General features: G+C 71.2%; 17 protein-coding genes and 1 pseudogene. 15 read left to right on the forward strand and 3 right to left on the reverse strand.

All coding sequences use genetic code 11. The features are described from left to right. Positions 1-37 precede the first annotated feature (37 nt). From F8271_RS25550 to F8271_RS25565, 4 genes are all read left to right on the forward strand, one after another. Entirely contained in the window at positions 38-604 is a 567-nt protein-coding gene (locus F8271_RS25550) for a hypothetical protein (RefSeq protein WP_151492373.1), read from the forward strand. A gap of 337 nt (positions 605-941) precedes the next feature. Further along, positions 942-1136: a hypothetical protein gene (locus F8271_RS25555; protein ID WP_151492374.1), complete on the forward strand. Its 195-nt coding sequence runs from the start codon at positions 942-944 to the stop codon at positions 1134-1136. Positions 1137-1325: 189 nt separating this feature from the next. After that, positions 1326-2240 carry a pirin family protein gene (locus tag F8271_RS25560; protein WP_151492375.1) on the forward strand — a complete coding sequence of 305 codons (915 nt, stop codon included), beginning with the start codon at positions 1326-1328 and terminating at the stop codon, positions 2238-2240. 85 nt (positions 2241-2325) lie between these two features. Continuing rightward, positions 2326-2994 (forward strand): hypothetical protein, encoded by a 669-nt coding sequence (locus F8271_RS25565; RefSeq protein ID WP_151492376.1) that lies wholly within the window; start codon positions 2326-2328, stop codon positions 2992-2994. A gap of 205 nt (positions 2995-3199) precedes the next feature. On the opposite strand, the gene F8271_RS25570 is transcribed toward F8271_RS25565, so the two are convergent. After that, positions 3200-3868: a DUF1345 domain-containing protein gene (locus F8271_RS25570; protein ID WP_151492377.1), complete on the reverse strand. Its 669-nt coding sequence runs from the start codon at positions 3866-3868 to the stop codon at positions 3200-3202. Positions 3869-3910: 42 nt separating this feature from the next. Beyond that, entirely contained in the window at positions 3911-4183 is a 273-nt protein-coding gene (locus F8271_RS25575) for a DUF2795 domain-containing protein (RefSeq protein ID WP_151492378.1), read from the reverse strand. 178 nt (positions 4184-4361) lie between these two features. Here F8271_RS25575 and F8271_RS25580 point away from each other — a divergent pair, with 178 nt between their 5' ends. The 10 genes and pseudogenes from F8271_RS25580 to F8271_RS25615 all read left to right on the forward strand — a co-directional run bounded on the left by F8271_RS25580 (position 4362) and on the right by F8271_RS25615 (position 10866). Continuing rightward, positions 4362-4772 (forward strand): DUF2267 domain-containing protein, encoded by a 411-nt coding sequence (locus tag F8271_RS25580; protein ID WP_151492379.1) that lies wholly within the window; start codon positions 4362-4364, stop codon positions 4770-4772. A gap of 209 nt (positions 4773-4981) precedes the next feature. Beyond that, a complete protein-coding gene (locus tag F8271_RS25585) occupies positions 4982-6004 on the forward strand; it encodes a TerC/Alx family metal homeostasis membrane protein (RefSeq protein WP_151492380.1) in 1023 nt (340 codons plus the stop codon). Positions 6005-6080: 76 nt separating this feature from the next. Next, positions 6081-6680 (forward strand): sulfite oxidase-like oxidoreductase, encoded by a 600-nt coding sequence (locus F8271_RS25590; protein WP_151492381.1) that lies wholly within the window; start codon positions 6081-6083, stop codon positions 6678-6680. A 7-nt stretch (positions 6681-6687) separates the two neighbouring features. Then, positions 6688-7452 carry a ferredoxin reductase gene (locus F8271_RS25595; RefSeq protein ID WP_151492386.1) on the forward strand — a complete coding sequence of 255 codons (765 nt, stop codon included), beginning with the start codon at positions 6688-6690 and terminating at the stop codon, positions 7450-7452. Positions 7453-7493: 41 nt separating this feature from the next. Further along, positions 7494-7787, forward strand: a complete 294-nt coding sequence (locus F8271_RS25600; RefSeq protein ID WP_151492382.1) for a DUF6510 family protein — start codon at positions 7494-7496, stop codon at positions 7785-7787. A 198-nt stretch (positions 7788-7985) separates the two neighbouring features. Further along, positions 7986-8048, forward strand: a pseudogene (locus F8271_RS34255) (hypothetical protein); the annotation flags it as partial. Positions 8049-8095: 47 nt separating this feature from the next. Continuing rightward, positions 8096-8290, forward strand: coding sequence for an SDR family oxidoreductase (locus F8271_RS33390; RefSeq protein WP_225854751.1), 195 nt, complete (start codon positions 8096-8098; stop codon positions 8288-8290). A gap of 171 nt (positions 8291-8461) precedes the next feature. Continuing rightward, positions 8462-9637: an alginate lyase family protein gene (locus tag F8271_RS25610; RefSeq protein WP_151492383.1), complete on the forward strand. Its 1176-nt coding sequence runs from the start codon at positions 8462-8464 to the stop codon at positions 9635-9637. A 37-nt stretch (positions 9638-9674) separates the two neighbouring features. Then, a complete protein-coding gene (locus F8271_RS32605) occupies positions 9675-9842 on the forward strand; it encodes a hypothetical protein (RefSeq protein WP_192580449.1) in 168 nt (55 codons plus the stop codon). Between the two features lie 307 nt (positions 9843-10149). Further along, positions 10150-10866 (forward strand): VOC family protein, encoded by a 717-nt coding sequence (locus F8271_RS25615; protein WP_151492387.1) that lies wholly within the window; start codon positions 10150-10152, stop codon positions 10864-10866. 184 nt (positions 10867-11050) lie between these two features. On the opposite strand, the gene F8271_RS25620 is transcribed toward F8271_RS25615, so the two are convergent. Continuing rightward, on the reverse strand, positions 11051-11611 hold the full coding sequence (locus tag F8271_RS25620) for an ABATE domain-containing protein (RefSeq protein WP_151492384.1): 561 nt from the start codon (positions 11609-11611) through the stop codon (positions 11051-11053). A gap of 183 nt (positions 11612-11794) precedes the next feature. Between F8271_RS25620 and F8271_RS25625 the strand changes: the two genes are divergently transcribed. After that, positions 11795-12317, forward strand: a 523-nt coding sequence (locus F8271_RS25625) for a GNAT family N-acetyltransferase (protein ID WP_225854752.1), incomplete at its 3' end; no start/stop codon positions are given.

Here is a 12317-nt window from a genome sequence, read left to right on the forward strand (position 1 = left end):
CGGTGTGGGTGTTCCTACCCCCGAAGGAGCTACCCCCATGACCACGATCTTCCGTAAGAGTGTGCTGTCCGTTGCTGGTCTCGCGTTCGCCGGTGGTGTGTTCGCCGGTCCGATCGCCGCCCACGCCGCCACCCCGGCCGTGGACGCCAAGCCCGTCGCGGTGGCGGTGCAGACCGGTGCGCCGAAGCCGCAGGGCGAGCAGTCGCACATCGACCTGAACGGTGAGCAGACCGCGAACGTCAAGGCGATCATCGCCGCGACGAAGAAGGCCGGCCTGCCCGAACGCGCCGCGGTGATCTCGATCGCGACGAGCCTGCAGGAGTCGAAGCTGGAGAACCTGGGTCACCTGGGTGACGCCAACGACCACGACTCGTTGGGCCTGTTCCAGCAGCGCCCGAGCTCCGGTTGGGGCACGCCGGAGCAGATCACCGACCCGGCCTACTCCACGACGGCGTTCCTCAAGGGCCTCACGCAGGTCGACGGTTGGCAGGACATGGCGCTGACCGACGCCGCGCAGACCGTGCAGGTGTCGGCCTACCCGGACGCCTACGCCCAGTGGGAACAGCAGGCCACCGACCTGGTCGGCCAGCACTGGAACAGCTGACCCGCAGAACAACACCGAAGGCCGGCACCCGCACAGGGTGCCGGCCTTCGTCGTACCCAGACGTGATCGGCGGGGACGACATAGCGGAGCGGCGTGATCGGCGCGGAGTGATCCGATCGGCGGACGGGTACGTACCTCCCGGTGGGGGACCGGCGGAGGGACGAGGCATGGCCGCAGTGGGTGACGGCACCGAGCACGAAGCAGTTCACGAGGCAGGCCAGCAGCCGGAACTCCAACCGGCGGCAGAGCCGCGAACCGATACCGCACCCGGGCGGTGGTCGATCGGCGCTCGCATGTTGTTGGCCGCCGCGGCGGCACGAGTCAGCTTGACGTGCGGGTGCCCGGCCAGCCTCCGGTACGGGTGCGGGTGGGCGCGGGTGCCGGCTCCGTCGTGGTCGGCGACGAACGGTGGAACGGCGTGGCTGCGGGCTCGCTGCTGGGTGCGCCGGGCTGGGACCGGTCGACGGACCGGCTCTACCTCGACCTGGTGGCGGGGGCCAACAGCGTGACGGTGGACACCGGCCCCCGCTGAACACGCCGCAGCCCGCCCGCCAACCGCCCGCCAGCGAAAACGCCGGCCACGTCAGCCAACCGGCGGTCGGTAGACGCAAGCGCCGCCGCGAGAGCCTGCCACCGACCCGAGGGCCTGCCACCGACCCGAGAACCTGGCAACGGCGTGAAGCGTCGGGGTCGCGGGTGGGCGCGAGCGTACAGTCGGACGGTGGAGCGTACCGAATCGATGCTGGCGCAGACCCGACCGCCTGGCGTGGCCGACGCCGATCCCGGCAGCGTGCTGCTGCCGGGCCACGACGTGCCGCTCGGCCGCTACACCACGGTGCGGAGGCTCTTGCCGCAGCGTCCCCGCCGGATGGTCGGCGCGTGGTGTTTCGTCGACCATTTTGGCCCGGACGACGTGGCGCAGCGGCCCGGCATGGAGGTGCCGCCGCACCCGCACACCGGGCTGCAGACGGTGACGTGGCTGCTCGACGGCGAGATCATCCACCGGGACAGCCTCGGTAGCGTGCAGGCGATCCGGCCGGGTCAGTTGAACGTGATGACGTCGGGGCGGGGCATCGCGCACTCCGAGCGGTCGCCGGCCGTCCATCCGCCGGTGATGCACGGCGTGCAGCTGTGGGTGGCGCTGCCGGATCCGGCGCGGGCCGGTGCGGCGGACTTCGCCCACCACGCCGACCTGCCGCGATGGCGCGACGGCGAGTTGGACGTCACCTTGCTGGTCGGTGAGCTTGCCGGCGAGCGGTCGCCGGCCGTGGTGCACACCCCGCTGATGGGGGCGCAGCTGGAGTTGGGTGGTACGGCGCCGACCACGTTGCCGTTGCGGCCCGATTTCGAGTACGCCCTGCTGGCGATGAACGGGTCGGCGGAGGCGGCGGGGGTGGGGTTCGAGCCGGGGGCGCGGTTGCTGCTGTTGGGTGGTACGCCGTTCGACGAGCCGCTGGTGATGTGGTGGAACTTCGTGGGCCGCTCGCACGAGGAGGTGGCGGAGGCCCGGGAGGACTGGATGGCCGGGCGGCGCTTCGGCGTGGTCGCGGATGATCCGGCGCCGCCGCTGCCGGCACCGGCCCTGCCCACCACCCGGCTCAAGGCCCGCGACCGCACCGGCGACCTGCACGGCTGAAACCGGGCGGCCAACCAACGGGCGGGCGACCAACGGGCGGTGACAGGCGGTCGTGTGACCGGCGGTCGCGCGGGTAGTCGCCGGCATGCCGACCACTCTGATCACCCCCGTGGAGGACCGGAAGCGTCTGGCCCGCCGGCTCGCCGGCAGCGGGCGAGGCTTCGCCGAGCAGTACGGGTTCCGGGTCACCAACAATCCGGCGAGCCTGTTCCAGGTGCTCTACCTGGCGGTGCTGCTGGCCCGTCGGGGGGACTTCCGGCGGGCGTTGGACGGTGCGCGGGCGCTGCGCGACGCGGGGTGGGACAGTCCTGCCCGGCTGGCCCGTTCGCTGCATGAGGACCGGGTGCGGGTGTTGCGCGACAGCGGTCAGCGCGGTGACGTGGACGCGGTGGCCGTCGTGGTGGGTGACCTGGCTCGTGCGGTCGTCGAGCGCTATCGGGGCGATCTGCGCCGGTTGCGGTCGGCGGCGCACCACGATCCGGTCCGGGAGCGGGCGCTGCTGGCCGAGTTGCCCGGCGTGGACGGTCAGGTCATCGACCTGTTCCTGCGGGAGGCTCAGGCGCTGTGGCGGGAGGTGGCCCCGGTGGCGGACCGGCGGGCTCTCGCCGCGGCGCGGCGGCTCGGGTTGGGCCGTTCCGCGGCTGACCTTGCGGGACTGGCCAGTGGGGAGTCGGAACGGCTGGCGTGGCTGGTGGGGGCGCTGGCACGGGTCGATCTGGAGCACCGGTACGGGGAGCTGGCCGGTCGGCCCTGACGTGCCCTGGCCCACAGTTCAGCAAAAACTGACCGTATGGAGGATGTTCTGTCGTATGGTTGGACTCGGCAGTGCTGGCCGCTCGGTTCGAGCGGGCATCCACCGCTTGGTGGTCGCGCCCGGTTCGGGCGCGTTTCACCGCCTGGGCAGGTTTGGCGCCCCCGGTCGCGTTTCGTGACCCGGGGGCGCCCGCCTGTCCCGGCGATCAGCGGGCCAGGCCCGCCAGCAGGTTCACCGTGACGGCGATGATGAACGCGCCGAACAGGTACGACAGCATGGAGTGCCGCAGCACCGTGCGCCGCATCTCGTTGCTCGTCAGGTTCGTGTCGGAGACCTGGAACGTCGTCCCGATGGTGAACGCGACGTACGCGAAGTCCGAGTAGCGCGGCGGTTCGGGCTGGTTGAAGTTCACCCCGCCGTCCGGGCCGGTGTAGTAGATCCTGGCGTACCGGGCGGCGAACACGGTGTGCACCACCAGCCAGGACAGCAGCACGCTGAACACGCCCAGTCCGCCGTAAAGGTCGCGGGCGAGGCCGGGGGGCGCCGCGTGCGCGCTGGCCACCACCAGCCCCACGGCCAGGAGGCTGGTCAGGCAGGCGATGAGCAGCAGCACGTCGCGGATGGCCCGGTTGGGGTCCTCGTGCACGGCGAGCGCGGCCGTCCGTCCGGCGTCCAGGGGCCAGATCTTGCGCCACACCAGCACCAGCCAACTCAGTGCGGCCACGTCCCAGCCGGCGAGGGGGGCGAGCGACGGTGGCAGCAGCAGGGCCAGGGCAACGCCCACGACGACGCCGACGACCCCCACCAGGGCGAGTTGCGCGGCGGCCGGGGTGTGCCCGTCCGGCGGGCGGGACAGCGGCCCGGTGCGGGTCATCCCGACGACCGGCGTGTCAGGTCTGCGGCCGTCACCGCCGGGTCAGATGCCGCGCAGGTGCTGCGAGACCCGGTTGTGCTTCTTGTCCCGGGCCTGCGCGGCACGTTGCGAGGGGCCCACCTCGGGGGCCGCTTCGATGCCCGCGGACCGGGCGACCTCGGTGCCGTTGGCGTAGTCCACCGGCGGCAGGGCGCGCAACGCCTTCAGGACGTCCGGCGGGGCGCCCTCCCGTTCGGCCTCGCGGACGACGTCGTTCTTCTCGGCCGGGTAGTCCAGGCTCGACAGGTACTGCAGGACGTCGGCGTAGCTCGCCATGGCAGCGGCTCCCTCGGGCATCGATGTGGTCACGACCGGCGGCGGTTACCCGCCCGCCGTCGCGTCACGCCCGCCCCGCCGGGAAATGTCACGCGCGCCCGGGCGGTCATCGGTGCCGTTTCCACCCGGCCGCCGCGGGTACCCGCAGGCGCCGACGCCAGCCCGAGGGAGTACGCGGATGAACTACGACACCTTCATCGACCAGGTTTCCCAGCGCACGTCGACGTCGTCCGAGCGGGCGGTCGAGTTGACGCGGGCCGTGTTGGAGACGTTCGCCGAGCGGTTGACCGGTGGCGAGGTGCTGGACCTGGCGGCGCAGATGCCGCAGCCGCTGCAACTGGTGCTCAAGCCGAGCCCGAGCACCGAGCAGGCGGACCGGTTCGGGGCGGCCGAGTTCGTGGCGCGGGTGGCACTGCGTGCCAATGTGCAGGAGCCGGCGGCCCGCGACGCCGTACGGGCGGTCTTCACGACGCTGCGGGAGGCGATCACCGGTGGGGAGTTCGACGACGTGGCGACCCAGTTGCCGCGCGACTACCGGGGATTGGTGGAGCAGGCGATGGCCCCGGGAGCGACGTTGCGCCGCGCCTGACACCGGCCTCGTACAGCGGTTTACCAGGGCAACCATCGACGTCCCACTTGGCGTGGCGAATCAGCCTGGCCTAACCTTGTCCGTGCGAGGGGAGTACTTCCCACGAATCATTCCGGTCAGTACGGCGCGCCCGGCGCGCCTCGGGTGATTGCCCACCAGGTGGTGGGTGAAGGAGACCTCGAACATGACACGGTGTTCGAGGAGGCCCCATGACCGAAGTGTCGTACCTGTCCGCTGCCAGCGAGTTGTCCTCGGTGGGCACGCCCACCCTGTGGGCGGTGACCATCGCCGGTGTGCTCGCCCTGCTGGTGCTGGATTTCCTGGTCACGCGCCGCCCGCACGAGGTGTCCATGCGGGAGGCGCTCGGCTGGTCGGCGTTCTACATAGCCCTGCCGCTGGCGTTCGGCGGCTGGATCTGGGCGCGCTACGGCTCTCAGCAGGGCGTGGAGTACATCACCGGTTACCTGGTGGAGAAGTCGCTCTCGGTCGACAACCTCTTCGTCTTCATGCTGTTGCTGGCCGCGTTCGCGGTGCCGGCCGTGCTCGCCCAGCGGGTGCTGCTCTACGGCATCGCCGGCGCTCTGGTGCTGCGGGCGGTCTTCATCGCCCTCGGTGCGGCGGCGTTGCAGACCCTCGACTTCGCGTTCCTGCTCTTCGCGGTCATCCTCATCGCCACGGCGGTGAAGCTGCTGCGCGACGCCCTCTCCGGGCACCAGCAGGAAGTCGACATCAACAAGATGCGCTCGGTGAAGCTGCTGCGCAAGATCATGCCGGTGGTCGACGAGTACCACGGCACCCGGATGACGGTCCGGCAGGGCGCGAAGCGGGCACTCACCCCGTTCGCCCTGGTGGTGGTCGCGGTGCTGGCCACCGACGTGGTCTTCGCCGTCGACTCGGTGCCGGCGGTCTACGGCATCACCGAGGACCCGTACCTGGTCTTCGCCACCAACGCGTTCGCCCTGCTCGGCCTGCGGGCGCTCTACTTCGTCCTGCACGCGGCGCTGAGCCGGCTGGTGCACCTCAGCTACGGCCTGGCGATCATCCTGGCGTTCATCGGTCTCAAGCTGGGCCTGCACTGGGCGCACGGGATCTGGGAGTCGGTGCCGCAGATCCCCACCCTGGCCTCGCTCGGCGTGATCATCGGTGTGCTGGTGGTGGTCACCCTGACCAGCCTGCGCGCCACCCGGGGCGGCACCCCCGAGGAGCGCGAGGTCGTCACGGAACGGCACTGACCGCGCCGCGCCGCGACGACGGGGGGGTACGCGGGAAAGCTCCCGCCCCGCCCGGCGCGGGTGGTACGACTGTGCAATGGGAATCGTGTCACCGGGCTTTCAGGGTCGGCCCCGATCACAGGAGCCGGCCCTGCCACCCGGTCAGTACCTGACCGAGGACTTCCCGGTTCTCTCGGCCGGCCCGACGCCGCGGGTGTCTCTGGACACCTGGGAGTTCGTCATCGCCGCCGAGAACGGCTCCGAGTACCGGTGGTCGTGGCAGGAGTTGATGGCGCTTCCGCAGGAGACGCCGACCGTCGACATCCACTGCGTCACCCACTGGTCCAAGCTCGGCACCACCTGGCGGGGCGTCTCCCTGGACACGCTGCTCGACGATGTGGACACGGGCGCGCACTTCGCGGTCGCGCACTCCTACGGCGGGTACACCACGAACCTTCCCCTGGACGACCTGCGCGGCGGCCGGGCCTGGGTGGCGCACACCTTCGACGGCGCGCCGCTGCCCGCCGAGCACGGTGGCCCGGCGCGGCTGCTGGTGCCGCACCTGTACTTCTGGAAGTCGGCCAAGTGGGTGCGCGGCATCCGGCTCAAGACGATGGACGAGCCGGGGTTCTGGGAAACGGCCGGCTACCACGACTACGGCGACCCGTGGCGCGAACAGCGGTACCAGGGTGACTGAGCGCGCCGTGGCGACGGGCACTCCGGCCCGCGCTCCGATCACCTGGCAGGTGGCCCGGCTGGTGGAGCGCCGGGTGGAGACACCCACCGCACAGACGCTGGTGCTCCAGGTGCCGGACTGGCCAGGGCACCTGCCCGGGCAGCACGTCGACGTGCGGCTGACCGCGCCGGACGGCTACCAGGCCGCCCGGTCGTACTCCATCGCCGGGCCGGCCGTGGACGGCCCGGGCGGCCCCCGGATCGAGGTGACCGTCCAGCGGGTGCACGACGGCGAGGTGTCCCCGTACCTCATCGATGTCTTTGCCGACGGCGACCCGCTGGAGGTCCGCGGACCGCTCGGTGGCTGGTTCATCTGGCGGCCGGAGCAGACCGAGCCGGTGCAGCTCGTCGCCGGTGGTTCCGGCATCGTGCCGCTGATGGCGATGATCCGGTCGCGCCGGGCGACCGGCAGCAAGGTGCCGTTCCGGCTGATCTACTCGGTGCGCACGCCCGAGGACGTGATCTACGCCGCCGAGCTGCGCCGCCGGGTCCGCGACGACTTCGGCCTGGATGTGGCGTACGTGTACACCCGCGAGGCACCCGACGACTGGCGCGGTGAGCCGCACCGGGTCGGGCTGGCCGACGTGAACACCCACGGCTGGCCGCCGGACCTGCAACCGCTCACCTACGTCTGCGGCCCGACCGGGTTCGTGGAGGCCGTGGCCGACCTGCTGGTCGGGTTGGGGCACCCGTCGCGGCGGATCAAGACCGAACGTTTCGGCCCCACCGGCTGACCGCCCACCCCGCTCGCCCATGGCAACGTCGAGGAGACCCGATGACCGAGATGTCCTACCTGGACGGCAACATGCTCGACGGTCCGCTGCGCGAGCTGTTCGCCGTCGATCTGAGCACCGCCATGGGCCGCTGCGAGAACTGCGGGATGACCGGTTCGATGGCGAGCCTGCACGTCTACCCGCACGCGCCGGGTCTGGTCGCCCGCTGCCCGTCCTGCGAGTCGGTGATGGTGCGGCTGGTGCGCGGGCCGGACCGGGCCTGGCTGGACATGCGCGGCGTCACCTACCTCCAGGTGCCGATGCCGATGGAGCAGGCACTTCCCGAGCCGCTCTGACGAGAACTCTGCGCCACACCTGCCGATCCGGCGAGCACGGCGGCGACTACGGCACCGGTGTGAACGAGCGGATGTAGGCCAGGGCGGAGTCCATCGACGCGCGCATCGGCTGGGTGTTGCGCATCGTCTGACTCAGGAGTGCCCGCACTGCAGAGCCGTCAGCAGCACCAGGGACAGCTCGCCGAGGTGGACATCCTGGTGAACAACGCCGGGATCTACGACTTCACCAGCACGCTGGACACCAGCACGGCGAGCTTCGACCGGCACGTCGCGATCAACACGCGGGCGCCGTTCCTCCTGGTGGGTGGGTGCGCACCGAAGGCACCGAAGAGATGCTCGGCGGGAACGTGGAGATGCTCGGGACGGTCAACATCCGCGGTCGGATCGGGGCGCCCGACGAGATCGCCGAGGTCGTCCTGTTCCTGGTGGATGACCGCAGCAGCTACGTCAACGGAACCGTGGTGATCGCCAACGGAGGCGAGCTCAGCTCTCTGCCGGGCTGAGCCCCCTCGTCACCGGTCGGGGGCGCGCGCCCGATCGATGAAAGTGGATATGGATTTAGCGTAGTCTTAAATTTATCGATGTCTTCTTGCTCGGTTTCGCGGCCTGGGGTCGGATGTCCGACAACTGTTAAGGCAGCTGTCTATTCATTCACCCGTACTGAGGAGACCGCCATGCGCTGTCGACGCGTACTCCTGGCGGTGGTCATCGCGCTTGCCGCCGGCGCGGTGACGATCACCGAACCTCCGAGCGCACAGGCTGCCCCGGCCACCTTCACCCACCCCGGCGTGCTGGTCAGCCGCCCACAACTCGACTTCGTCAAGGCCAAGGTGCAGGCCGGCGAACAGCCGTGGCGCAACGCCTACAACCAGATGATGGGCAGCCGGTACGCCTCGCTGTCCCGAGTCCCCGCGCCTCGGGCCACCGTCGAGTGCGGCCAGACGTCCAACCCGAACTACGGCTGCACGGACGAGCGCGAAGACGCCATCGCCGCGTACACCGACGCGCTGGCCTGGTACATCACCGGCAACTCGGCGTACGCGCAGAAGTCGATCGCCCTGATGGACGCCTGGTCGGCAACGATCCAGCGGCACACCAACTCCAACGCCCCGTTGCAGACCGGCTGGGCCGGCTCGGTGTGGCCACGCGCCGCCGAGACCATCCGCTACACGTACGGCAACTGGCCCAACCAGGCGCGGTTCGCCACCATGCTGCGCACCGTCTACCTGCCCGTGGTCATCGCTGGCGACTCCCGCACCAGCAACTGGGACCTGACCCTCGCCGAGGCGGCCATCGGCATCTCGATCTTCCTTGAGGACCGCACGTCGTACGACCGTGCGCTCGCCCGGTTCCGGGCAGCGGCCGCCGCCTCCATCTACATCGCCGCGGACGGGGTTCGGCCCCTGTACCCGCCGGCCACCAGCGTCGACACGCCCGCCGAACTCGTCTCCCGCTGGCACGGCCAGGCCACCTACACCGACGGCCACGCGCAGGAGACCTGCCGCGACTGGGTCCACACCGGCTACAGCCTCTCCGCCATCTCGCACGTCGCCGAGACCACCCGCATCCAGGGCGGCGACCTCTACCCCGAGCTCCAGGACCGGCTGCGGCACGCGCTCGGCTTCCACACCAAGTTCGAGAACGGCACCGCCGTCCCGTCGAGCGTGTGCGGCGGCTCGGTGACCCTCGGCCTCGGCCCGATCACGGAGGTCGGCTTCAACGCGCTGCACAACCGGATGGGTATCGGCATGGCCAACACCCAGAGCTACACCGAGCGCAAGCGTCCCCAGGGCACGAACAACCTCTTCGTCGCCTGGGAGACACTGACCCACGCCAACAACCCGGCGTAGCCCGCGCCGAACGCGCGCTTCCGGGCCTCGACACGGGATGGCCCCTGAGCCGAGGCCCGGAAGGCGCCAGCGGCAGACTGGCCGGCAGAGCACCGGTCTGTGGCGCGACGTTCCGCTGCGGGCTCGGCTGGTCGTGTCGGCGGCCGTGCTGGTCGTCGCCCCGGCGGCCTGGCGCGCCTTCGTGACCTTCGCCAAGCGCCACTGACCCCTGCCGTCAGGCCCGTCGGCTCGGCCGGCTACGTGATCGACTCCGCTTCACCGACGTGGGGCTGTCCGAGCGAGCGCCGGGATACCCCGACATCGGCGATGTCGAGTGGATCATCCCGGCGTCGGCGTCGGCATCGGCCTGTGTCGTGGGTTGGCTTGGCGTCGCCCCCGTCTCGTGGGGGCCAGTTCGGCCTGGCGTCGCTCGGCGTCGATTAATCGCGTGCGCGTGGCCCGGGCCGCTCGTAGGCTTCCGGTCCCCGGGCCGACTGGGTCTCGACCTTCCCGGATCGGAGATGAGCGCGACGATGGCCAGCGACCTGTTCGCGGTGTGTTTCGGTGCCAACGACCCCCTCGTCGTCGCGCGGTTCTGGTCCGAGATTCTCGGTCGGGAGCTGGTCGACGACCCCCGCGACGGCGCCCTGGTGCTGCCCGACGACAAAACCGGCTTCCGGCTGCGCTTTCCCGCGATCCCCGAGCCGAAGGTGCTCCAGAACCGGGGGCACATCGAGCTGACCAGCGAGTCGCTGGACCACCAGCAGCAGACGATCGCCCGCGCCCTTGAGCTGGGCGCGCGGCACGTCGACATCGGCCAGGACCCCGACGACGACCACGAGGTGCTCGCCGACCCCGAGGGCAACGAGTTCTGCGTCCTCGGCCCGGGCAACAAGTTCCTCGCCGGCTGCGGGTTCCTCGGCGACGTCTCCTGCGACGGTTCGCAGGCCGTCGGCTACTTCTGGAGTCAGGCGCTCGGCTGGCCGCTCGTCTGGGATCAGGACGAGGAAACCGCCATCCAGTCACCCCTGGGCGGCCCGAAGATCACCTGGGGTGGCCCACCCCTGATGCCCAGAGGTGACCGGGACCGGGTGACGTTGGACCTCGCGGTCAGCGGCGACGGTGATCGGCAGGCGGAGGTCGACCGTCTGCTCTCCCTCGGCGCCACCCTGGTCGACGCCGACCAGGAGGGCGCGGTCGTGCTGGCCGATCCCGACGGCACCCACTTCCGGCTGCTGACGTCCCGCTAGGGCGGTCGGCTGTCCCCGGCAACACCGACCTGAGGCCCGCGAGCGCAACCTCCCGCCCCGACGGAGGTGACTGACGGTGATCGCTGCCGGCCGGCCGGGGATTTGGCCGTCGGCCCCACGGGTCAGCGTCCGTGGCCACCGCGCGCGAGGCCCGCGAGGTCTGCGGCGTCGGCGACGTGCTCGTCTAGGCGGGCGTGCGGCCGGTGCGCACGGCGTACGCCCGCTTCATCTTGACGTAGTTGCCGCAGCCGGCCATCGAGCACCAGCGGCGGGCCTGGTTGCGGGAGGCGTCGTAGTAGGCCCAGCGGCACGTGTCCCGGGCGCAGACCTTCAGCCGCCGCCAGGAGCCGTCCACATCGCACTGCCGGATGGCGTCGACGAGGCCGGCCACCGCCGGGTCGAGCGGCGCGCCGCCGACGGCGACCAGGTGGTGGCCGTCGGCGGTGAAGCGCGGCGCGACGGGCGTCGCCGCCAGGGCCTGGTTGAGGCGGTCGAGGGCAGCCGGGTCACCGGCGTGGCCGGCGTGCCCGAGCAGCACGGCGCGCAGGCCCTCCCGGATCGTCACGGCCGCGTCGAGGTCGGCCGGCCCGAGGCGTACGTCGGCCGGCAGCAGGCGCCGCTCGACGAGCCAGTCCCGCAGCCGCTCCGGGCTGGTCAGCGTCTCGTCGGCGATCTGTGGCTCGACGGTGTTCACGAAGTCCCGCAGCAGCCGTGCAGCGGCCGGTACCGCGTCGTTCTCGTCCACCGACCACCCCTCTCCTGAACACCACCGTAGCGCCTTGACAGGTGTGAAAACGCCTGCAAGGGAGGGTCGGAACTACACCGGCAAAGCCGTTTTGCTGGTGCTCGCACGGGAGAGCACCGACGTCCCGGCACGCTGAGCGACCGGTTGGACAACGACCGGGGCGGTCGGCCAGAGTGGTCCGCCGTGAGATACCTGCGTACCGGCGCTCTGGCCGCGATCCGCCGGCCCCGGCCCACCGACGCCGACGAGTTCGTCGCGGCCACGCGACGCAGCCGGGACCTGCACCACCCGTGGTTGGTCGCGCCGACGAGCGCCGAGGAGTACGACCGCTACCTGGCCCGCATCCGCCGCCGGGACAGCGCCGGCTACCTGATCTGCGACCGGGCCAGTGGCGCGATCGCCGGCTACGTGAACATCAGCGGGATCGTGCTGGGCGCGCTGCGCGGCGGTTTCCTCGGGTACGCGGCGTTCGCGCCGTTCAGCGGCACCGGGCACGCCTCGGCGGGCATCGCGCTGGTCATCGACCATGCGTTCACCACGGCCGGTCTGCACCGGCTGGAGGCGAACATCCAGCCGGGCAACGAGCCGTCCCGGCGGGTGGCCCGCAAGCTCGGCTTCCGCCTGGAGGGCTTCTCCCCCAACTACCTGTTCGTCGACGGCGAGTGGCGCGACCACGAGCGCTGGGCCATAACCGCCCCACCCACCC

Origin of the sequence: Micromonospora sp. ALFpr18c (assembly GCF_008868155.1) — a bacterium.
GTDB lineage: Bacteria > Actinomycetota > Actinomycetes > Mycobacteriales > Micromonosporaceae > Micromonospora.

Bases quoted from the DNA above. Each gene is read 5' to 3' on its own strand.
- F8271_RS25575 (WP_151492378.1), bottom strand. From the start codon at position 4,183: ATGGCGAGCTACGCCGACGTCCTGCAGTACCTGTCGAGCCTGGACTAC.
- F8271_RS32605 (WP_192580449.1), top strand. From the start codon at position 9,675: ATGGCCCCTGAGCCGAGGCCCGGAAGGCGCCAGCGGCAGACTGGCCGG.
- F8271_RS25610 (WP_151492383.1), top strand. From the start codon at position 8,462: ATGCGCTGTCGACGCGTACTCCTGGCGGTGGTCATCGCGCTTGCCGCC.
- F8271_RS25580 (WP_151492379.1), top strand. From the start codon at position 4,362: ATGAACTACGACACCTTCATCGACCAGGTTTCCCAGCGCACGTCGACG.
- F8271_RS25550 (WP_151492373.1), top strand. From the start codon at position 38: ATGACCACGATCTTCCGTAAGAGTGTGCTGTCCGTTGCTGGTCTCGCG.
- F8271_RS25590 (WP_151492381.1), top strand. From the start codon at position 6,081: ATGGGAATCGTGTCACCGGGCTTTCAGGGTCGGCCCCGATCACAGGAG.
- F8271_RS25570 (WP_151492377.1), bottom strand. From the start codon at position 3,868: ATGACCCGCACCGGGCCGCTGTCCCGCCCGCCGGACGGGCACACCCCG.
- F8271_RS25565 (WP_151492376.1), top strand. From the start codon at position 2,326: ATGCCGACCACTCTGATCACCCCCGTGGAGGACCGGAAGCGTCTGGCC.
- F8271_RS25615 (WP_151492387.1), top strand. From the start codon at position 10,150: ATGGCCAGCGACCTGTTCGCGGTGTGTTTCGGTGCCAACGACCCCCTC.
- F8271_RS25600 (WP_151492382.1), top strand. From the start codon at position 7,494: ATGACCGAGATGTCCTACCTGGACGGCAACATGCTCGACGGTCCGCTG.
- F8271_RS25585 (WP_151492380.1), top strand. From the start codon at position 4,982: ATGACCGAAGTGTCGTACCTGTCCGCTGCCAGCGAGTTGTCCTCGGTG.